Annotated in this window: 15 protein-coding genes; 12 read left to right on the top strand and 3 right to left on the bottom strand. The window is 51.8% G+C overall.

All coding sequences use genetic code 11. The features are described 5' to 3' along the window. The first annotated feature begins 221 nt into the window (after positions 1–221). From NATSA_RS11310 to NATSA_RS11335, 6 genes are all read left to right on the top strand, one after another. Positions 222–1,691 carry a glycosyltransferase family 2 protein gene (locus tag NATSA_RS11310; RefSeq protein WP_210512708.1) on the top strand — a complete coding sequence of 490 codons (1,470 nt, stop codon included), beginning with the start codon at positions 222–224 and terminating at the stop codon, positions 1,689–1,691. 14 nt (positions 1,692–1,705) lie between these two features. After that, a complete protein-coding gene (locus tag NATSA_RS11315; RefSeq protein WP_210512709.1) occupies positions 1,706–2,797 on the top strand; it encodes a DUF4922 domain-containing protein in 1,092 nt (363 codons plus the stop codon). Between the two features lie 126 nt (positions 2,798–2,923). Continuing rightward, positions 2,924–3,808, top strand: coding sequence for an N-acetylmuramoyl-L-alanine amidase-like domain-containing protein (locus tag NATSA_RS11320; RefSeq protein WP_210512710.1), 885 nt, complete (start codon positions 2,924–2,926; stop codon positions 3,806–3,808). Positions 3,809–3,815: 7 nt separating this feature from the next. Next, positions 3,816–5,096 (top strand): exo-beta-N-acetylmuramidase NamZ family protein, encoded by a 1,281-nt coding sequence (locus NATSA_RS11325; RefSeq protein ID WP_210512711.1) that lies wholly within the window; start codon positions 3,816–3,818, stop codon positions 5,094–5,096. Positions 5,097–5,172: 76 nt separating this feature from the next. Next, complete coding sequence (locus tag NATSA_RS11330; RefSeq protein ID WP_210512712.1) at positions 5,173–6,243, top strand: glycoside hydrolase family 3 protein; 1,071 nt, start codon at positions 5,173–5,175, stop codon at positions 6,241–6,243. A 29-nt stretch (positions 6,244–6,272) separates the two neighbouring features. Next, positions 6,273–7,286, top strand: coding sequence for a serine hydrolase (locus NATSA_RS11335; RefSeq protein WP_210512713.1), 1,014 nt, complete (start codon positions 6,273–6,275; stop codon positions 7,284–7,286). Positions 7,287–7,407: 121 nt separating this feature from the next. Here NATSA_RS11335 and NATSA_RS11340 read toward each other — a convergent pair whose 3' ends face one another. After that, the gene (locus tag NATSA_RS11340) at positions 7,408–8,256 is read right to left on the bottom strand and encodes a hypothetical protein (RefSeq protein ID WP_210512714.1); all 849 of its coding nucleotides are present in this window, start codon (positions 8,254–8,256) and stop codon (positions 7,408–7,410) included. A gap of 257 nt (positions 8,257–8,513) precedes the next feature. Between NATSA_RS11340 and NATSA_RS11345 the strand changes: the two genes are divergently transcribed. Next, complete coding sequence (locus NATSA_RS11345; protein ID WP_210512715.1) at positions 8,514–10,142, top strand: glycoside hydrolase family 10-like protein; 1,629 nt, start codon at positions 8,514–8,516, stop codon at positions 10,140–10,142. Positions 10,143–10,169: 27 nt separating this feature from the next. Continuing rightward, positions 10,170–11,453 (top strand): exo-beta-N-acetylmuramidase NamZ family protein, encoded by a 1,284-nt coding sequence (locus NATSA_RS11350; protein ID WP_210512716.1) that lies wholly within the window; start codon positions 10,170–10,172, stop codon positions 11,451–11,453. 135 nt (positions 11,454–11,588) lie between these two features. Here the strand turns inward: NATSA_RS11350 and NATSA_RS11355 are convergent, their stop codons facing one another. Continuing rightward, positions 11,589–13,799, bottom strand: coding sequence for a phosphodiester glycosidase family protein (locus NATSA_RS11355; protein ID WP_210512717.1), 2,211 nt, complete (start codon positions 13,797–13,799; stop codon positions 11,589–11,591). Between the two features lie 198 nt (positions 13,800–13,997). Between NATSA_RS11355 and NATSA_RS11360 the strand changes: the two genes are divergently transcribed. The 4 genes from NATSA_RS11360 to NATSA_RS11375 all read left to right on the top strand — a co-directional run bounded on the left by NATSA_RS11360 (position 13,998) and on the right by NATSA_RS11375 (position 18,757). Continuing rightward, positions 13,998–14,720, top strand: a complete 723-nt coding sequence (locus NATSA_RS11360; RefSeq protein ID WP_210512718.1) for a TetR/AcrR family transcriptional regulator — start codon at positions 13,998–14,000, stop codon at positions 14,718–14,720. Positions 14,721–15,036: 316 nt separating this feature from the next. Beyond that, positions 15,037–16,386 (top strand): TolC family protein, encoded by a 1,350-nt coding sequence (locus NATSA_RS11365; protein WP_210512719.1) that lies wholly within the window; start codon positions 15,037–15,039, stop codon positions 16,384–16,386. 42 nt (positions 16,387–16,428) lie between these two features. Then, the gene (locus NATSA_RS11370; RefSeq protein ID WP_210512720.1) at positions 16,429–17,427 is read left to right on the top strand and encodes an HlyD family secretion protein; all 999 of its coding nucleotides are present in this window, start codon (positions 16,429–16,431) and stop codon (positions 17,425–17,427) included. A gap of 127 nt (positions 17,428–17,554) precedes the next feature. Further along, positions 17,555–18,757: an ABC transporter permease gene (locus tag NATSA_RS11375; protein ID WP_210512721.1), complete on the top strand. Its 1,203-nt coding sequence runs from the start codon at positions 17,555–17,557 to the stop codon at positions 18,755–18,757. Between the two features lie 173 nt (positions 18,758–18,930). Here NATSA_RS11375 and NATSA_RS11380 read toward each other — a convergent pair whose 3' ends face one another. Next, positions 18,931–21,144, bottom strand: coding sequence for a M3 family metallopeptidase (locus NATSA_RS11380; protein WP_210512722.1), 2,214 nt, complete (start codon positions 21,142–21,144; stop codon positions 18,931–18,933). Between the last annotated feature and the right edge of the window lie 182 nt (positions 21,145–21,326).

Genomic DNA, 21,326 nt, shown 5'->3' on the forward strand with positions numbered 1-21,326 from the left:
TTTGAAAAATCATTTAATTTCGCCTGAAAATTTTCATAAACTTGCCATCTGATTCCGGTATTCTGACGGCGGGACGCAACGCACCAAAAACCTGACCGATGCTTTTGGCTTTCAGATTGTGATTGCGTAAATTTCCTACGCATAATATTACCAATACCGGCCGTTAAACCGGCCCGGATTGTTACAGGGATCAGATTCACTATTACCAAACCAAAACTTGTATGTCAAATAATGTGACGTGTTTTCTTCCAAATCATGGCGGGAAACATACCGAAAAAACCATAGACGCTCTCCTTGCATCCGACAAAATCACCGAAATCGTATTGCTTGGTGATCAGCCCTCAGGTATTTCAAAAGAGAGGACAACAGATCTTCAGGTAGATGCACTCAAGAGCAGCAAGGCTTTTCGAGCCATATCAGAACATGCTCAAAGTGATTACATCCTGTATCTGCTTACAGACACGCTGATCGATCCCGGACAGTTCTGCATTGACCGGATGGTTCAGGTGGCGGATGATACCGGGGCCGGAATCGTCTACTCCGATTACCGGGAAATTGAAGGCGACAAGACCACTGCGCATCCGGTTACCGACTACCAGTTCGGAAGCGTAAGAGATGATTTTGATTTCGGTCCGCTTGTGTTGATCCGTTCCAAAGCACTCAGCGAAGCCGTTGCATCTTTTGAAAAGGATTTTTCTTTTGCCGGCTGGTATGATACACGCCTGCGCATATCACAAAATTACGAACTGTCTCGTATTTCCGAGTTTCTGTACAATACGGTGGCCACCGACACCCGCAAATCGGGCGAAAAAATGTTCGATTATGTCGATCCCAAAAACCGGGATGTCCAGATTGAAATGGAGGAGGCCTTTACAAGTCACCTCAAAGCCATCGGAGCCTATCTCAAGCCTGAATTTAAGGATGTCAGGGAGGAAGACAGACAATGGCCGGTCGAAGCATCGGTTGTCATCCCGGTCATGAACCGCGCACGTACCATTCGTGATGCCGTTGAATCGGTGCTTAAGCAGCAGACCGATTATGAGTTCAATCTGATAGTCGTGGACAATTACTCCACAGACGGTACCACCGAAATCCTTGAGGAGATTGCAGCAAAGGACAAGCGCCTGAAGCATATCATCCCTCAGCGAAAGGATCTGGGCATTGGCGGATGCTGGAACGAGGCCGTTCACAGCGAGTATTGCGGCAAGTATGCCATCCAGCTCGACAGTGACGATATCTACAAAGATGAAACCACCATCACCCGTATTCTCGAAGTCTTCCATAAAGAAAAATGCGCCATGGTCGTCGGAAGCTACCAGATGACCGACATCGATCTGAATGAAATTCCGCCGGGTATTGTGGATCACCGTGAGTGGACTCCCGAAAACGGGCGCAACAACGCTATCAGAATCAACGGACTCGGAGCTCCGCGGGCGTTTTATACCCCCGTTCTGCGGCAAATCAAGATTCCGAATGTCAGTTACGGCGAAGATTACGCCGTGGGACTTGCCATCTCAAGAACCTATCAGATCGGCCGGATTTACGATCCGATCTACTGCGTACGCCGGTGGGATGACAATACCGACGCCTCGCTTGACATCCCCAGGCAAAATGCACACAACGCATACAAGGACAAGGTCCGGACATTCGAATTGAAAGCGCGTCAGCAAAAGAATGCGCAAAACGTCTGAAACCGGAGGAAAAGATGAGCAGCAATGACAGTAAACCGGCCAGCACAGACGCACCGGCCGGTCAGGCGGTGCCGTCCGGCCGCACACTGAGCAAGTCTGAAATGTCGGAGTTTCTTGATAACCGTGCATCCGGTGTCCCCGATAATCCCGCAGACCAGGCCAGGCTTCTGCTGCGCCATCAGCGCCGGAACTGGCCGATGCTGGCCAAAGGTGCTGAAAGTCTGGACTCTGTGCAGGTGCGCGAATTTGCGTTCGACGGATTCGGAATGAAAGTGCAGTTCAATCCCGGCCGCATCGTATCCAGTTCGGCCAAAGTTGACAAAAAATCGATCAAAGAGCGCAAATGCTTTTTGTGTCAGAAAAACCTGCCGCCTGAGCAGAAGGGGTTGATGCACGGCGATTACATGATCCTTGGAAATCCCTTTCCGATTTTCAACGAGCATTTTACCATCCCCCACATCCAGCATATTCCGCAGCTGATCAAAGATGCTTTTGATCCCATGCTCAGGCTGACCGAAGCTCTGGGAGACTACTACACACTGTTCTATAACGGTCCCCGATGCGGAGCATCGGCCCCGGATCATTTGCATTTCCAGGGTGGCGAATACGGTTTCATGCCCATCGACAGCACCTGGCAAGAGCTGGCTGCACAGCACGGCCGGTGGGTGGTCGATGAAGACCGTTTCCGGATGGCCTGTGTTGATGACGGTCTGCGCCGTTACCTGATCATGGATTCTGACGACCGGAAGCAGCTTCTCACGTGGTTCAACCGGGTATATCAGGCTTTTGACTCCGTCTCACGGCAGGCCGGATCAGAGGCACTGGATGACGAGGAGCCGATGCTCAACATCCTCACCGCCCGCGAAAACAATCGCTGGAGAGTAATCGCGTTTTTAAGAAAGAAACACCGGCCCGGCCGTTACTTTGCCGAGGGCGACGAAAAAATGGTGTTCAGTCCCGCTTCTGTTGATTTCGGCGGGATGTGCATCACACCCGTCGAACGTGACTTTCAGCGGATTACCGCCGATGATCTCAAATCCATGTTCAATGAAGTCTCGGCGACCCCTGAAGTACTCGATCGCGTGACGGAAAACGCAGTGGGCTGACGTAACGGCCTGACCCTGGTGAAATCCCTTTCTGCCAACGGCTTGACTCCGGATTGCCTGCGGTTTGACTCTTATGCATTCTCATTGCGACAAATATAATCCGTGCTGACACAACCTCTGACTATTATGAAAAATTCAGCAATTGCAATATCCCTTTGGCTTGTCATGTTTATGACGCCGGTTATTTCACCGGTTCCGGTGACAGCTGTAAATACCCACGGCCCGGGCAATGATACCGTAGCCGACACCATTGAAACCTGGCTGGATGAGGGATTTGCCTACTGGAATCAGGTTGAAGATGTTCCGGCACTGATACGCTTTTATGCCGAACGGCAGCTGGGGATCGATTACGAAGGCGGCCTGCTGGATGCTCCGGAGCACGAAGAGCTGGTAGTGACTCTGGATGGATCCGACTGTGTGATCTATGTGGAAATGAGCCTGGCCATGACCATGACAACACTGCAATTGCAGAAATCCTATGATGCGTTCCGCGAAAACCTCACATTCATACGCTACAGGGATGGTGAAATCGACGGGTACCCAAGCCGTCTGCATTATTTCAGCGACTGGCTTCTGACCAACGAGGAGAAAGGACTGGTTTCGGTCAAATTTCAGGAAGAAGATCTCCCCGTCATCGAGCCTCCGGACTTTATGTCACAAAACAGGGAGGATTACCGGCACATCGCCGATGATGACAGCCTCTACCGGGAAATAAGTCGGATGGAAAAAGCCCTCGCCGATTATTCCCTTCGGTACATTCCGGAAGATGAGATTCCAGGTTACGAAGACCGTTTTGAAACAGGAGACGTGCTTGCCTTTGTGACTACCATTGACGGGCTCGATATAACCCACACCGGCCTTGTCAGGATGGATGGAGACCGTGCAGGATTTTATCATGCCAGCATGACCGGAGCTGTAATTGAAGATCCGAACACTATTTACGAATACACAAAGGGTCGGGATAATGTCAAAGGTATTGTAATAGCCCGGCTTCGTTCTCCTCAAATGTAGGTAACGCATGTCTGAACATCAGTCCTCCCGAATACCTTATAAAGCATTAAGCAGCATCCGGTTCGGGGTTGATACAGCAATAAGCAACCTGTCAGGTGACCCCGGCGGAATATCAGAAGGCTCGTGGGGTATGGTGACCAATGACGCTGCACGTTCCGCATACGACAAGGATCTGCTCTCCCGCAGCGCACTGATAAAAGCGGGTGTCAGAATAACGCAGCTCTTCGCCCCGGAACACGGAATATCACGGTTTGGTGCCGACGGCAAACCAGTTGATGATGACACCGATCCGCAGACAGGCCTGCCTGTCTGCAGTCTGTATGGCAACAGAATGCGTCCGCCCGCCGGCATGCTCGAGCAGCTCGACGGTGTGCTGTTTGATATCCCCGATATAGGCAGCCGGTTTTATACCTACATCTGGACCCTCTCGCACGTAATGGAAGCCTGCGCCGCTGCCGGTAAGCCTCTTGTTGTTCTTGACCGGATCAATCCGATTGGCGGAGAGATTGCTTCTGCCGAGGGCCCTTTGCTCGATACCCGCAATTGCAGCAGTTTCCTTGGCAGGGCTGCCATTCCTGTCCGACACAGTCTGACGGCCGGTGAATTTGCTCAGTGGCTGAATCATCACTGGAATCTGGATCTTGACCTTCGGATTATCAAAGCGGAGGGATGGCATCGCGGCATGCACTGGCCGGATACGCACCTTCCGTTTGTTCCCACATCACCTGCCATGCCTTCCTATGAATCAGCACTCTGCTATCCCGGAACCTGTCTGTTTGAAGCCACCAACCTGAGTGCGGGCCGGGGCACCGCGGTACCATTCCGGTTCATCGGAGCCCCCTGGCTGGATCCGGACACTATCGTTGAAGCCGGAACCGGAAACGTTCGCGTGCTGAAAGCGGGCTCAAAACCATCCGGAACGCAAACCCTGACACTGCCGGGAGTTATGTTTCATACCGAAATAGCAGTTCCCGATGATCAGCCGTGGAAAGGTCAGTCATGCACCGGGATACGTATCGAGGTTGCCGACAAAAACTGCTTCCGGCCGGTACGGACCGGTCTGGCTTTGCTTGCTGCAATCCGGAATTATCATTCGGATACATTCGAATGGAAGACGTATCCGACCGCTGCTAATCCGGAAGGGGAAGATCATTTTGAGCGTCTCATCGGGGTCCGGGATATGCGTCCGGCACTTGAAGCCGATCCTGCCGCTTTCCTGGAGTCTCTTCCGGACCGCCTGCAAGCCGCAGGCTGGAAAGAGTCGGTTTCTCCGCTTTTGTTGTATTAAAACTTACCGCAGGTTACATTCCTGTGATGCCTGCCGGAAGTGTAACCGATACATATAACACCAAATTTTCAAACCCATGTCCATTGCCGAATCGTCATTGCCAGCCCTGAAGGACCTGTCACTTGAGCAAAAGCTTGGCCAGATGCTGCTGCTCGGATTCCGGGGCAAAGAGCTGAAACCGACCAACCCCATTGTAGCCGAAATAGAGGAATATCACATAGGCGGTGTCATTTTATTTGACTATGACATCAAACTGCAGTCCGGAGACCGCAATATTGAATCGCCTGAGCAGGTGAAAGAGCTGACCACGGACCTCAAATCCCACGCCCGGATTCCCATGTTTGTCTCCATCGACCAGGAGGGCGGACTGGTGAACCGGCTTAAGCCCGAATTCGGCTTTCCTCCGACACTTTCTCATAAAGCGCTTGGGGAAAGAAATGATCTGGATTTCTCCCGGGAGCACGGCCGTGAGATCGCCCGGCTTGTGAAGCAAACCGGACACAACATGAACTTTGCTCCCTGCGTGGATCTGGGCATCAATAAGGAGAACAAGGCGATTTACGGAAGAGAGCGCTGTTTTTCAGACGATCCGGAAGTGGTGGCACTGCATGCCAGTGCCTACGTCCGCGGGCACAAGGAAGAAGGTGTGCTCACTGCGCTCAAGCACTTTCCCGGCCACGGCAGCTCAAAAGAGGATACACATCTGGGGATGGCTGATGTAACCGAAACCTGGCAGCAGCATGAAGTCCTGCCCTATCAGCGCGTTCTGGATGAGGGACTGTGTGACATGATCATGACCACACATATTTTCAACCGCAATCTGGATCCCGACTACCCCGCAACGTTGTCAGAATCCATTCTAAAAGGAATGCTGCGGGATCAAATGGGGTTTGAAGGTGTGATCATCAGCGATGATCTGCAAATGAAGGCCATTACAGCACATTTTGGGGTGGAGGATGTCATGAAGCAGGCACTGACTGCAGGTGTGGATATTCTGGCATATGGAAACAATCTCGATTTTGATCCGCGTATTGCCTCCAAATTTGTTCGTGTTGCGAAAGAGATGCTGCACGATGGTGACATAACCGAAGAACGAATCGACGAGTCTGTCGGACGCATATTGAAACTGAAAGAACAAATTTGTTGAACAATTTGCAGAAACAAGAGATGTAAGTCATGAAAACTCATACGGCAGGAACCATCTTCATATGTCTGATTGCTGCAGTGCTTTTCTTATCTGCAAGCTCCTGCCGGAGTCATGCCGGTTTGCCGGATACAAACGCAGCAGAACCGGCAGCAACTGACACCGCAGCAACTGGCACCGGTCCCGACTATGAAGCGGTCAGGGTGCAGGTGCTGGATGCGCTGAACGAGCAAATCGACGCTTTCAACGGTGATGTCGGCCTGCATCTGAAACACCTGCAGTCGGGCATGGAGATCGGAATCAATGAAGATGAACTGTTTCCGACCGCCAGCATGATCAAAGTACCGATCATGGTCAAGATTTTTCAGGATCTTGAGGATGGGAAATACGGATTTCAGGATAAATTTTCCTATGACCCGGTTCATTCCTATCAGTATACTGATGATATGATCAATCAGATGGCACCCGGATCTGAAGTGGCACTGAGCAGGCTGCTGTATCTGATGATCAGCGTAAGTGACAACACGGCAAGCATCTGGAGTCAGGATATAGCCGGGGGCGGAAAGGAGATCAATGCCTGGTTTGATGAGCACGGTTATAATGACATTCGTGTGAACTCCAGAACACGCGGGAGGGAAGAGGCTTTCAGCGAGTTCGGGTGGGGTCAGACCTCCCCCGCGGAGATGTCACAGCTAATGACCGCCATTTTCAGAGGTGAGGTCATCAGCCGGGCGGCATCGGAGAAGATGTACCGGATCATGTCGGGAAGTCTGTGGGATGGAGAGGCACTGTCGCAGATTCCGCCATACGTAAATCACGCATCAAAACAGGGTGCGGTCAGGCAGTCACGGTCTGAAACTGCCGTAATCAATGCGCCGTCAGGTGATTATGTGTTCACTGTAATTACCAAAAATCAGGAGGATGAAAGCTATGCCTTTGACAACGAAGGGTATGTGCTCATCCGAGAAATTTCATCCCTGATCTGGAATCACCTGGAACCGGAGGATGACTGGCAGCCCGATCCCGGCTTCGAAAAATACTGGTGATCACCTAATCGCTGCCTCACCTTTATGCTACCTCACACCTCCGCAGCCTCACCCTTCCGTTGCCTCACACCTCCGCAGCCGGGGCTTGATTCACCTTGAGTAATAAGTATGCGGTGAGAAGTTATGCGTTAAGTTCCCTGCCGTGGTACTCTCGCAGGCCCTGCATCGGGGTCTGTAAAAAACTGCCGGCTGCCAGTCCTTTTCTGGCAAGTGCCGCCCGGACCACCGCCTGGTTGTGGAATGCCACTGATCCGACAAAACCCACGGGTGTGTCCGGTCCGCAGTGATATTTGATGACATGCCGCTCGAGAAACTCGCTGATGCCCTCCTGAAGCAGTGCGATCACATAGGGATGATCGCTGAACTCGGCAAACAGCCGGGTAAACGAGGCGACAAAAGTGTTGAAATGGGGTTTTTTGTAAACGGATTCGAGAATGGCCGGCCGGGCCATATCATAGTGCTCCTCAAGCCAGCCACGCAGCTCCTCAGGCATTTCCCGGTAAAAATATCCCTGTAGTATTTTTCGGCCGAATGAACCCGCGCTGCCTTCATCGCCCAGAATAAATCCGAGAACCGGGACCTGGTCAATGATTTTTTCACCGTCATAATGACACGAGTTCGAGCCCGTGCCAAGAATACAAGCCACGCCCTCCTCATGTCCGCAGATAGCACGGGCGGCACCAAGAAGGTCGGAATCCACCCCGACCTGCACCTCGCCGTATACCTTCTTCAGCGCTGCGGTCATCCGGCCGATAGCCTCCTCTCCGGCACACCCGGCACCATAGAAATATATCCGGTCAGCGGCAGGTATATCCGGTACCACCTCTTTGGTGATTTCGGCAGCTATCGTGTCGGCAGTGTGATAAAACGGGTTGAGTCCTGCGGAATAGCTTGTCACCGGACCGGCATCGGAAGTGATTAGGCACCATTCGGTTTTTGTCGATCCGCTGTCGGCAAGTAATATTTTCATGTCTGTACTATTAAAATATTTGGATTCTGACGTGGCTTGAGATGTCCCTGCATCAAAGCTGTTGTGTGAGAAACTTGACCAAATATACGATTCACAGGTTTCGATTTCGATTTTTTTTACTATTATATTGCTCAGTGACTTAAGCTCCGGACAAATATCATTTCAAGCCGAAAACAGGGACATGCCGGCTTTCACTGCACGGGGGCAGACACACTTTATTAAGACGAACAATGAAAATCACTACTATATCTATATCTATGAAATCAGCAAGCTGCCTTATTCTGGCCATTTCCTGGCTGCTAATGTTTTCCGGATGCAAGACAGCCGAAACGGCAACCGGATTACTTGACGATTATGATCCACCCAAAGAGGACTTTCGCGGTGCGTGGCTGACCTCCGTTGTTAATCTCGACTGGCCTGTGTCAAATGAACAGCCGGTTGATGAGCAGAAAGCCGATGCCATTGCCATGCTTGACAGCCTCAAGGATATCGGCATCAATGCCGTACTGTTTCAGGTTCGCGGGGAATCCGATGCACTGTATGCCTCAGCCTATGACCCATGGTCTTACTGGCTGACCGGTGAGCAGGGGCGGGCGCCGGAACCGTTTTATGATCCGCTCTCCTTCATGGTAAGCGAAGCTCACAAGCGGGGAATGGAGCTGCATGCCTGGCTGAATCCCTACCGGGTTGAACGGATCAAGGGCAAATATGATCTGGCAGGTTCAAATATCAGCCGCCGTGAACCGGAGTGGATTCTCGAATTTGCAAGCGGAGAGGACCAGTACTACACCATGCTCAACCCCGGACTGCCGGAGGTTCGTGACTATGTGACCAATGTCGTGGTGGATATCATCAGCCGCTATGATGTGGATGGAGTCCATTTTGACGACTATTTCTATCCATATTCGCCGGTGACCGACGAAGACTCGCTTACCTGGGAGGAGCACCACAGCGGTATCGAAGACATCGAGGATTGGCGCCGGCACAATGTGAATGAGCTGGTGGCCCAGGTGCACGACAGCATCCAGGCACTGGACCCTGATATCAATTTCGGTATCAGTCCGTTTGCCATCCGAAAAAACGAAGATGCCGGAACCGATGCCTTTGAAGGCTATTACCGACTTTATGCTGACGGACAGGCATGGCTGGAAGAGCAGACGATTGATTATATCAACCCGCAGCTCTATTTCGAACTGGAACACCCCCGAGCTCCATACGCTCCGCTGCTTGAATACTGGACCAGAGTGGCTTACGAAAACGGGCGGCATATGTACGCAGGACTCGCGCCGTACAAAATTTTTCCGCCGACGGACTGGACCCTTGAGCAGGCACTTGACCAGCTTCTGCTCAATCTCGAAAACGGGAAGGTTCACGGAAATATCTATTTCAGAACCGAGCATATGATCGGCAATCCAAAAGGATACACAGACTTTGTCCGGGATGAACTCTACCGGTATCCGGCTCTCACGCCATCCATGCCATGGAAAAGTCAGGCCAGACCACCGGAAGTGCAAAAACTTTCAGCCTCCTGGAGCGGCGACGGCCGTATGATCCTCACCTGGGCAGACCGGTACCCGGAAAGCGGAGAAGCTGATCCGCTTCGTTATGCTGTTTACAAAATTGCTTCCGGTGCGGATGAATACGACCAGCTGGCCACTGCGGAAAACCCGGCCCTTTCCGCTAATGATGAACTGGCTGATGAGGTTCTGAAAGCAGAAAACATGATCGGCCTGACGGGTGAGAATCAGTTTGTCGATCAGTGGCCTGAAGGACGGGACGAAGCCATATATCTGATAACTTCGGTAAGCAGAAACAGCAGGGAAAGTGAGCCGGTAATGATCAGGACCAGCAGGGATGGTGACCGGTTTACGTATGATGCCATGTAATTATTCACTACTCAAAAGATGTGACTTATGACTTTTATGAAACGGATGACCGTTATTATCTCCATGACAATCATGTCGTTGGGCATGTATGCATGCGGAAACGGAAATGCTGACAACGACAGGCAGGCGGAAGACATAAAAAGCGGAGCTCAGCGGCTCGCAGAGCAGAACTTTGAGATCATTGACGGTATGAACGCCGGCGTGATTACCAATCACAGCGCCGTGGTCGGCGAACAGCATCTTGTGGATGTTCTTGACGATGCGGAGAATGTCGAGGTCAGGGCACTTTTCGGACCGGAACATGGTATCCGCGGTGATGCCGATGCGGGAGAAGTGATTGAGGATGGTATTGATGAACAGACCGGAGCTCCTGTATACAGCCTCTACGGAGAAACCCGAAAACCCACCCCGGAGATGCTCGAAGATCTCGATGTACTCATATTTGATATCCAGGACATCGGTGCCCGTTTCTATACCTATATCAGCACCATGGGACTGGCCATGGAGGCGGCTGCTGAACATGACCTGAAGTTTGTAGTTCTTGACCGCATCAATCCCCTTGGCGGTGAAAAGACGGAAGGCTTTGTTCTGGAACCGGAGTTCGAGTCGTTTGTCGGGCAGTTTCCCATTCCCGTAACACACGGAATGACCGTAGGCGAACTTGCGCTGATGATCCGGTCGGAGGATATGATGGTGGATGTAGACGGTATCGATCTGCATGTGGTGGAAGTAAGCGGGTGGAGCCGCGACCAGTTGTGGAGTGATACCGGTCTGGAATGGATTCCCCCAAGTCCGAATATCCCGGATTTTGAAACGGCACTGGTTTATCCCGGATCCTGCTATTTCGAGGCCACCAATGCAAGTGAGGGACGCGGAACGTATGAACCGTTTCTGCAGGTTGGCGCTCCCTGGGCTGACGGAGAAGCCATTGCCGAAGAGCTCAACAACAGGGGGCTGCCCGGACTGCGGTTTGAACCTGTGGTTTTTACCCCGGAAAGTATTGAAGGAATGTCCTCAAGTCCCAAACTGCTGGGAGAAGAGCTCGGCGGAATAAAGTATGTAGTCGAAGACCCTCATGCCGTAGAGCCAGTTGCAGCAGGAATGCATATCCTTGAAGTGTTTTTTGCCATGGCTCCGGACGAAGAACGCGAAGAGCTCTTTGACAGGGCCCGCTTTGCCCGGCTTGGCGGTACTCACCGCATGTATGACATGCTGACTCAGGGGGCAATGGCTGAAGAGGTCATCGAGGCATGGCAGGAGGAAGTGGAAGAATTCCGCCAAAAACGGTCGTTGTATCTCATATACGATTGAACAATGTAATCTGTATTCTGAGGCGGGATCGTCATGCAGAGATAACCTTTCCCTGCATGACGATCCCTTTTTTTTACGCATCGCAATCCACACCTGTGATTATTTTAGGGCAACCGCCTTGAAACAGAAGCTGAATCAAGGCAGTGTTTCGGGCGATGACTGTACCTTGTCCACCTTGAATGTCACCGTTGCATCCTGAAGTGTTTCACGGTCCCCGGTTATCCGGAAGCCGTTGAACTGGTTTTCTTCGCGGGTCAGTTCACCGTTGCCGTTCAGATACCCTTCGAAGTGCTTATTTGCCAGTTCGGTCTGAATCCACTTCCATTCCCCCGGTGTTAATCTGCCGGCCGGACCGGCTTCCAGCTGGCCGTCTCCGTCGCGGATCACCAGCTGCATGTAAATATCGCCGGGGGCATCATCAGCAAGGTAAACCCGGGCACCGAGATGAGTGCCGTAAAGCATGTCGCCAAGCTCATCCCGCAGCTGCCTCGTAATTCGTATGTCCCAGTCCTCCTTTGATTCCGGATCATCAACGAATGTCCAGACGCCATGGTTGTCCCTGGTCTGCAATGATGAAGCCGACGGATCCACTCCCAGAATCTGCGAGCGGTGCGTTTGCGCCGGTGACATCCAGCCGGACAGCTCACCGGTGAAGTCTTCCAACGCAGTCTTTTTGATCCCGCCTTCGATAGTCCATGGAACAGTTGCAGAAAGCTCTCCGGCCTCAAATATAATTTTGCCGCTTCCTTCTGCCCATGCATACACGCGTCCGCTGCTTGACAGATACAATTCCTCTCCGTCAGAGGCAAAATCTATGCGATCAAGCGGGATTTCCCGGCGATCATCGCCGTCAGTGACGCCGAACAAGGTAATTTCTCCTGATGCTCCGGGCTCAAGACGTAATTCCTCACGGTCTGGTTCAAGAGCGGTGATGTGATGGACCCGTACCTGTGCCGAATCTTTGATATCACCGTGGCGGATTGCAATATATCCGGATGTGTCCGTATTTCCGGGGTAAAACACACCGTTTTCGATGTTTCCCAGTGCGGGATCGGTCTGCCATTCAATTTCATCCGGGACATCGACCGGATTCCGGAATGTGTCGAATGCGCTGATTTCTGGCCGCTTGGATTCATGCGGGTAGAGGTCGAAGGAATCGGGCTTTATGCTAAGAGAGGCAGCTTCACCCGGCGGGGCAGTGCTGACAAGCTGCAGCGAATTGGCCACCTTGCGCTCGCCTCCGGGATCAGACGGCGAGTTGACAACCTCATGGCGAACCACCATCGTTGTCGATCCGCCTCCATCCAGATTGACCGCATCCCAGGCGCCAAGTCCGAGCAGCACATCCGCCATTTCCCGGTAGCTCATCCCGATGCTCGAAGTCTGTCTGCCGTCAACGGTGCACAAAAACAGTGTGGTTGTGTCGCGGTCAATGGCAGCAAAGGTGCGGGGATGGCGTGCCTCGTTGTCACCGCTGTAGGGTTCGCCCTGATCCAGAATGCGCACACCGCCTCCCATGACATCGGTGATTCCCTGATGATCTGGCTTGAATCCAAGCTCAAGAGTAACCCGGTCGCGGCGGGCAATATGCTCTGCCGCGCGTTCAGACAGCGATTTGTCCCGGATGCGCAGCACGAATCCGTCTTCCGGCACGGCGTTGCCTCCCGAGCTGCGGATATCATCCACCATCACGGTGACAGGGTGCCGGGAGCCTTGCATGGGTTCATCATCAACAGTTTTTAAAATCAGTTCGAGAACTTCGGAATCCTGCGGGGTCTGAGCGCCATAGTAGCGGTTGAACAAGGTGGTTTCGGCATCGGAACCGATGTGATTCAGATCACCGACAGGAAAGGATTCGCCGTCATCCGTAACAAGTGATCCGCGGAATGACAGCGCGTCCAGAAACGGACGGCCTTCCCGGTCGAATGCGACATGGTACCGGCCTTCCGCCGGTACTCCGTGGACAAAATCCCCCCTTATCATCTGGTTCCCGATCGGCCAGTCGGTGTCAAAACTGAAAAAATCACCGTTTACAGCAGCCACGACACGATGCCCTTTGCGATCGTTTTGTTTTGCCTGAGCCGTGGTCCGGGTCAGGCTGTCTGTACCGGCTGTTTGAAAGTGGAGGTACGGCTCGTCCAGATCGATGGCAATGATATTCAGAATATTTGGTCCGTCAGCAAGATACCTGCTGTGTACGACGCCGTAGGTCAGTTCTTCGGTGTGAAGTGTGTCCCGGATGGATACATCGGATGATTGAAATGCGGCTTTTGCATCGGTGTAAAGAAAGAAAAGTCCGAACAGAAAAATCAGAATATATGTTGTCTTTTGACTGAAGTTAGTCATGGTAACATGTCCCTGGTTTAATGGAAAAATAATTATTCATGGCAGGTAGTGCAGGTAGTTGCAGCATGGTAAAATATAATAAAGAACGCACAACAGGGTCCAAAAGCGGCAGCAGATTTTTAATCCGGCAAGAAAAGAATTATATTCTATAATTACACATGCACACTTGTACGCTCCTGCTGAGTTGCCGGGGCCGTCATGCAAGTCAACAGCAAAATCTACAGAAACCGGACTATGGCGTATCGCAGATCAGCTTTTATGGAAGAACGGGTTTCCAGGAGAAAACGGCAAATGATCAAAGCCGCCGAGGAACTCATCAGCGAAAACGGCTACAAGGCAACGACCATGCAGGATGTGGCCAGAAAAGCGGGGACTTCCATCGGGAATGTCTATTTTTATTTCTCCAACAAGGATGAGATGGTCATGGAAGTGATTGACCATCTGTGTGAGGAGATCTGGGCTGAAGATGATCTCGAAAAGCTGGATCTGGAGGCCTATCCGCACTACTCCATTGAAGCTCTCGATGATTATCTGAAGATCACGGCCCTGTTCAAAAAGAAACATTTTGCCCGGGCCATTCTGGGAGGAGCGACCTATCCGGGTTTCCGTGACAGGATTATTCGCTTCTTTGAGGAAAAAGCAGTCGACAGGTATTCGAAGTATTCCGATTTTTACAAGGGAGTTGACCGGGAGTTGGCGTTTGCATGCCATTTTGGTTCGGTAGTGAACGTGATGATGAAAGTGCTGCAGGAGGAACTGGACCGGAGTCCGCAGGAAGTAGGCAAGTTTCTTGCACGCTGGAAGCTTCAGGCCCGGGGCCTGCAGGCCGATGTTGTTGACCGCGCCATGAACGACCTGGAAACATTAATTTTGCAGATTGAATCTTCCCGGAAAGCGCCTGTGACATCATCATCAGAATAAAAAGTATTTGAAAAGGGAGTGGGAGGGGTTTTTATGTTACTGATATTAATGTATTTATGTATATTATAGAATTTCGTTCGATTTTTATTGACAAGAATAGAATTAAGTTCTATATTTTGAATGTCGAACGTGATTCTATATTTGAGAAGGTCGGAGGAAAGTTAACCGCATCTATCTCAGTACACAGTTTTTAAGACTATTACCCAACATAAACCCCACTACAGGGTCCCGCTTGAATGCGGGGCCTTGTTTTTTTAAGCCCTTGCAAGTAATCCGTGGGTGAGGTGCGTCTTGAAGACAAAAAGAATATCAAATTATGAAAACTGAATTTTTAAAATACACGGGGCTGACCATTGTCATCTTACTGATGGTGGTTGATTCAGGAGCTGAGGCGCGCCCGCCGCTTCAGACGGTTCTGGAAGAGGCTGCCGGAAAAAGCCATACATTGAATATCGGCCGGGCTGAACTGGATAAGGCTCAATTCAAAAGGCATATGGTATATCAGACTTACCTGCCAAACGTAGAGTTCAATACAAGTTTCCGGTCTCTGGATGAGAGGATTCAGTTTCAGGCAGATCCGGTATCGTTTCCGCTGCCCGGAGGAAACGATTTGCAGGTTCAGGTACCACCCGTCACCCTGCAGGACCGCAACACATTCAGAGCCAATGTAGAGGTAACACAGGTTTTATTTACGGGATTCAAGGTTCCACGATTGGGCCGGGCGGCACGGCACGGAGAGCAGGCTGCAGAATGGAGCATGGAAGCAGACAAGCAGGAGCTTCTGAAGGAGGTAACAGAGGCCTATGACAAACTCGCACTCCTGGATCAGTCGCTGAAGGTGATAGACCGCGCCGATGAGCGCCTTGAAGAAGAACAGCGGGTTGCCGACCAGGCATACGAAGAGGGGCTGATCCCCGCATTTGATCTGACCCGCCTGCGCATTGCACAGCGGGATCTGGAAAAGCAGCGGATTGGCATTGAAGGCAAAAGAGAGCTTGCCGCGCGAAATCTGGAGCATCTGAGCGGGATTGGATGGGAGCAATTTCTGGAAGATACTTCGGAACTGTCCCTCATTGCCATTGACCCGGCTAATCTCAAACCGGACAACAGGCCGGAAATAAAGGCACTTGAAGAAGCAGGCCGTGCAGCTGACCAGAAATACCGCGCTGCGAGATCAGATTACCTGCCGGAAGTTTACGCCTTTTTCCGGCAGGAATTGTATGAGGATGACCTCTCCGTCCTGGAACCCACCAGGGCAATGGGTGTGGGACTCCGCTGGAATGTGTTCGACGGATTCAACCGGTCCAGAAAAGTTCAGAAGGCAGAACGCGACCGGATTATTGCCCGGGAGCGTCTGGAAGAGGTCACTTCGTTGTCGTCACTGGATCAGAAGCAGGCTGAGGTAAAGTTTTCGGTGGCAGATCAGCAGCTGCGGGTTTCGGAAGAAACATTGAAGGATGCCCGCACATCACTCCGTCTTTCCCGGGAGCGCTACCGCCTGGGACTGGGTCCGGTTTCCGAGCAGCTGGAAGCGGAAACCGATTATCAGAAAGCAGAACTGGACTGGCTGGAGGCTGTTTATGACCAGCGCAGGGCGGCCATCGACCTGCTTCGGGCCTCCGGCACCATGTCTGTCGATCGCATTGTGATGCTGGAACAAAACTAACTCGTTCATTCAAATTCAGAATAAAACCCGGGAGAACGTATCGTGAATAGAAAAAAAATTATCATAGCAATTCTTGCAGTTGTCATTATTGTTTCGGGAGTTTCACTTGCGGTAATGGCAGGCAGACAGTATGAAAAAGACCGTGAAGGTCCGCTGGAAGGAAAAGTCAAGCTGGAGTCTGTATATCTTGCTCCCAAAGTGCCCGGACGCATTGAATCGGTTGCGGTTCGGGAAGGAGAGCAGGTGGATGAAGGGGACACGCTGCTGATCATTGATGTCCCTGAAATAGAAGCCAGACTCGACCAGGCCCGGGGCGCGCTGTCATCGGCCAGAGCGCAGTACCAGAAGGCGAAAAGCGGGGCAACCGAATTTGACCGCCGGAGGGTTCAGGCCAAAGTTGATGCGGCAGAGTCTCAGTACTCATTTGCCAAAGCAAGTTACCGCCGGATGGAAAACATGTTCAACGACTCGCTTATCGCAGCACAGGAATACGATAAAATCCGTTCGAAATATGAATCCGCCCGGTCGCAGCTTGAAGCGGCTGAAGCAAAAAAGGAAGATGTGGATACCGGTGTCCGTTCGGAAAAAATCGAGATGGCACGTGGTGACTATGAGCGGGCCAAAGCGGCATTCCGGGAGGCTGAAACCGCATATGACGACAGGGTCATAACGGCCCCGAAACCGATGCGGATCCAGTCCGTAATGCTTCAAAGGGGTGAACTGGCCACTCCGGGGTACAATCTCTTTTCAGGATACGATACTGAGTCCACCAAAATCCGGTTTACCGTGCCGGAATCGAAAATGAACGAATTTGAAGTCGGACAGACCCACAGTATGGAGGCTCCTTTTGACAGCAGAACTTTCAGGGTGACGCTCGATCGCATCCAGCCGCTGCCGGACTATGCCTCAATCACTTCCATGTATCCCCGGCATGAACTTGGCGAAACGGTGTACGAACTCTATTTCCGTCCGGTTCCCGGCGAATCAACGGGTGAGCTGCATCACAATATGACGTTTCTGCTGAAAGGGGCGGGCGAGTGATGCTGTCCGGATTCTGTGGAGGCTGCTGTTTCTTCCCCGGAATCCGCATCGCATCCTGAGCACAAAAAAGCAATCAGAACACTTCACCGGCCTGACAGAAATGGTCTGACAGGCAAACTTTGTAATCATGTCGTTTTTCCGAATTTTCTTCAATATAGTGATCCGCGAGTTTCATAAGTTCTCCAGGAACTCGGTGGCACTGGCTATCTTTCTGGGAGCGCCGCTGCTCTATGGCCCGTTGTTCGGTATGCTGTACAAGGATGCGCAGCTGTATGACACACCCATAGCCGTTGTCAATGAAGACGGCGGCATTCTTGCCGACCGGATCATTGACGCGCTTGATGACAATGAAAATATTAGGGTCAGCGGAGTTTACGGCGATGAATCAGGTTTGAACGATGCATTCATCACGGGTGATGTTTATGCGATTGTGACCATTCCCCGCAATTTTGAGTCGGACGTTCAGCACAGCAGGGGGGCCGAAGTGCATGTGAATATGAATGCGATGAACATGGTTGTGACCAACTACACCAGCAGGGCGATTCAGCAGGTCCTTGCAACCATGGATGCCGGTGTCAGGATCGAATCGCTGAGAAAGTCCGGTGTACCCGCGCAGTTGGCCGAAAAGCAGCACAGTGCCTTTTCAACAACGTTCAGCCGCTACTTCAACCCGTCAAACAACTATCTGATTTTTTTACTTCCCGGTCTGCTCGGGATGGTCCTGCAGCAGGTGTTCCTGCTGGTTCTGGCCATTGCCTTCAGCCAGGAATTTGAAGAGAACACGTTTATAGAGCTGGTAGGGCAGACGCGATCTACATTTCTGATTCTTCTTGCCAAGTCGTTTCCGTACTGGATCATGGGTATGCTCATGTGGCTGTTCAGTCTTCACGGAATAATGCAGGCGTTTGATATCCCGATTGACGGGCGTCTCTGGGGGATTTACCTGTTCTCCTTCCTGTTCGTGATGGCCATGAGCAGCATCGGCATCATGGTCAGCGCGGCGATTCCCTCACAGCTCAAAGCCACTGAAGTACTCATGGTAATTGCAGCACCGGCATTCCTTGTCAGCGGTTTTACCTGGCCGCTGTATCAGATGCCGGGAACGGTGCAGGCTATCGCGCATCTGATTCCCACCACGCATTTCCTGGAGGGATTCCGGAAAATGATCCTGGCCGGTGCCCAGCTTGAGCATCTGCAAAATGAGGTTCTCTGGCTGGTAATGCTCACACTTATACCCTATTTCCTTACACTGCTCATTATCAAGAGACGTGTCCGCATTACGGAAGAGCACTATGCCGCCCAGCTGAGCATTCAGGGAAGTGAAAGCTGAACGCGGAGTGGTTAAAGCTGAATCCGGCGATCTGTCACGTGCGGTGACAGCAGCAAGGTAAGTCTGAAATCAAAAAAAAAGGATCATCCGGTTGAGGATGATCCTTTTTTTGAATCTGGTGCTTTTTGAATCTGGTGCTTTTTGAAACTGATGTTTCAGGAAACTTTCGCGGTTCAGGGTTTTACTTCCAGTCCGCGGCGCCGGAGCAGTGCTTCAACACCGGGTTCTTCACCGCGGAAGTCAAGGTACAAGTCCATTGCTTCCCTGCTGCCGCCACGCGACAGGATGGTTTCACGGTAGTGGTCGCCGTTCTCGCGGGTGAGTCCGCCCCGCTCCTGAATATATTCAAAGGCGTCAGCCGCCAGTACTTCACTCCAGATATAGGCATAGTAGTTGGCCGAGTATCCGCCTGAAAAAATGTGCGCAAAATAGGGTGATTTGTATCGCGGCGGAACCGGCTTGTAATCAAGGTCATATTTGGCCATGGCCTGGTTTTCGAAAGCAATGACGTCGTCCGGTATTTCATCCGGCGGGAGTGTGTGCCACTCCATGTCGATCATGGTTGCCGCGAGGTACTCCTGGGTCTCAAAGCCCTGGTTGAACTCTCTGGCAGCAATCACACGATCAAGAAGGTCTTCTGGAATCTGCTCACCGGTTTCATAGTGAATGGCATAGTTGGCCAGCACTTCCGGATGAATCGCCCAGTCTTCTTCAAAAGTGGATGGAAATTCGACAAAATCACGGGGTACCGATGTCATCGCCTGCGAGGGATACTTCACATCCGAAAACAGGCCGTGCACGCCGTGGCCCATCTCGTGGAAAAGCGTGGTGACATTGTCAAAACTGATCAGTGCCGGCTCGCCTTCTGCCGGACGCGATATGTTCAGTACATTAACAATTACCGGCTTTTTGTCATGAAGGTGTGACTGTCCGACGAACGAGCTCATCCAGGCACCGCCACGCTTGGAATCCCTTTCGAAGTAATCGGCATAAAACAGACCGAGCTGTTCGCCGTCCTCATCATACACATTAAACACCCGCACATCTTCGTGATAGACGGGCAGGTCGAACCGTTCTTCAAAAGAGATGCCGTACAGGCGGTTCATCGTGTAAAAAACGCCATCCTCAAGCACTCTGTTCAGTTCGAAATAGGGTCGTACCTCTTCATCATCAATGTCGTATTCGGATTCACGGACGCGTTCTGCATAATACTCCCAGTCCCACGGCATGACCTCGTCATCGATGCCGTCTTCCAGCATTTTCTGACGTATCATCTCCGCTTCGCGCTCGGTATTGGCCCGGACGGACGGGATCAGGTCCGTAAGCATATCAAGAACATTGCCCGGGGTTTCTGCAGTTTGCGGGTCGATGGCATATTCAGCGTAGTTTTCGTATCCGAGCAGCTGCGCCCGCTCTGCACGAAGCTCAGCCAGGCGGAGGACCATCGGCCGTGTATCGATACCGTCATTTTCACCGGTACCGCGGTTAGCAGAAGCCTCCCAGACGCGTCGCCGCACATCACGGTCTTTCAGGCTGGTGAGGATGGGTACCCGGGTCGTATTGGTGATCGAAAGCAGGTATTTTCCTTCGTGGTCACGATCTGCTGCAGCTTCTCTGGCAGCGGCAATCCGGTCGGAACTGAGTCCCTCCAGGTCGCTTTCATCCTCAATGATAACCGCCCGCTCACTGGTCATGGCCAGAAGTTTTTCCTGAAACTCGGTGGTCAGTGAGGAGAGTTCGCTGTTGATTTCCCGGATGCGTTTCTGCTCCTCTTCGTCCAGCAGGGCGCCGGCACGCACAAACTGGCGGTGGGTGTCTTTCAGGAGTTTTTCGGATGCCTCATCAAGGCCGAGATCCTCTTTTTGCTCATAGAGCGTTTCGATACGCCCGAACAAATCGCTGTTGAGCCGGATATTATCGGAATGGTCGGAAAACTTCGGAGCCATTTCCGACTGGATCTCCTGGATCTTTTCATTGGTATGGGAAGATGTCATATTGAAAAACACACGCTGCACACGGGTAAGCAGCTCACCGCTGTGTTCCATCGCAACGATGGTATTTTCAAATGTCGGCGGCTCCGGGTTGCCGGCGATCGCTTCTATCTCTTCCATTTGCTGCGCCATCCCGGCCTCCATTGCCGGCTGATAGTGCTTCTCACTTATCGATTTGAAATCAGGTGCTTCAAAGGGGAGTGAGCTCGGTTTTGAAAAGGGGTTGTCTTCTGAAAGCATGGCTTCGGAGGAATATTCCACTGTATCTAGAATGTGTGTGTGATCGGTGTCAGCCCGGGGTTCGCCGGTGTCGGCAACGGGCTCCCCGGCATCCGGTGAGCAGGCAGCAGCCCACATCAGCCCGCCGAGAAGAAATACGGTCAATAGGTTTTTCATGATAATTGTAGCGTTATTGTTGAATATTTTGACATGTGCAAAACAATCTTGTCAATATACGAAATGCTTTGCGTGATTCACTACCATTGCAGCCGCAAATAAATTATCCGTGTGGCTTGCAATGTGTGCAATATCTCAATGAAAGCTTGTTATGCAATGCTGTCTCATGAAGGACCGGCTGC

It is taken from the genome of Natronogracilivirga saccharolytica, assembly GCF_017921895.1.
Lineage (GTDB): Bacteria > Bacteroidota > Rhodothermia > Balneolales > Natronogracilivirgulaceae > Natronogracilivirga > Natronogracilivirga saccharolytica.

What these genes read in the sequence shown, in the direction of transcription:
- NATSA_RS11310 (WP_210512708.1), top strand. Translation starts at nt 222, where the DNA reads ATGTCAAATAATGTGACGTGTTTTCTTCCAAATCATGGCGGGAAACAT.
- NATSA_RS11315 (WP_210512709.1), top strand. Translation starts at nt 1,706, where the DNA reads ATGAGCAGCAATGACAGTAAACCGGCCAGCACAGACGCACCGGCCGGT.
- NATSA_RS11320 (WP_210512710.1), top strand. Translation starts at nt 2,924, where the DNA reads ATGAAAAATTCAGCAATTGCAATATCCCTTTGGCTTGTCATGTTTATG.
- NATSA_RS11325 (WP_210512711.1), top strand. Translation starts at nt 3,816, where the DNA reads ATGTCTGAACATCAGTCCTCCCGAATACCTTATAAAGCATTAAGCAGC.
- NATSA_RS11330 (WP_210512712.1), top strand. Translation starts at nt 5,173, where the DNA reads ATGTCCATTGCCGAATCGTCATTGCCAGCCCTGAAGGACCTGTCACTT.
- NATSA_RS11335 (WP_210512713.1), top strand. Translation starts at nt 6,273, where the DNA reads ATGAAAACTCATACGGCAGGAACCATCTTCATATGTCTGATTGCTGCA.
- NATSA_RS11340 (WP_210512714.1), bottom strand. Translation starts at nt 8,256, where the DNA reads ATGAAAATATTACTTGCCGACAGCGGATCGACAAAAACCGAATGGTGC.
- NATSA_RS11345 (WP_210512715.1), top strand. Translation starts at nt 8,514, where the DNA reads ATGAAATCAGCAAGCTGCCTTATTCTGGCCATTTCCTGGCTGCTAATG.
- NATSA_RS11350 (WP_210512716.1), top strand. Translation starts at nt 10,170, where the DNA reads ATGACTTTTATGAAACGGATGACCGTTATTATCTCCATGACAATCATG.
- NATSA_RS11355 (WP_210512717.1), bottom strand. Translation starts at nt 13,799, where the DNA reads ATGACTAACTTCAGTCAAAAGACAACATATATTCTGATTTTTCTGTTC.
- NATSA_RS11360 (WP_210512718.1), top strand. Translation starts at nt 13,998, where the DNA reads ATGCAAGTCAACAGCAAAATCTACAGAAACCGGACTATGGCGTATCGC.
- NATSA_RS11365 (WP_210512719.1), top strand. Translation starts at nt 15,037, where the DNA reads ATGAAAACTGAATTTTTAAAATACACGGGGCTGACCATTGTCATCTTA.
- NATSA_RS11375 (WP_210512721.1), top strand. Translation starts at nt 17,555, where the DNA reads ATGTCGTTTTTCCGAATTTTCTTCAATATAGTGATCCGCGAGTTTCAT.
- NATSA_RS11380 (WP_210512722.1), bottom strand. Translation starts at nt 21,144, where the DNA reads ATGAAAAACCTATTGACCGTATTTCTTCTCGGCGGGCTGATGTGGGCT.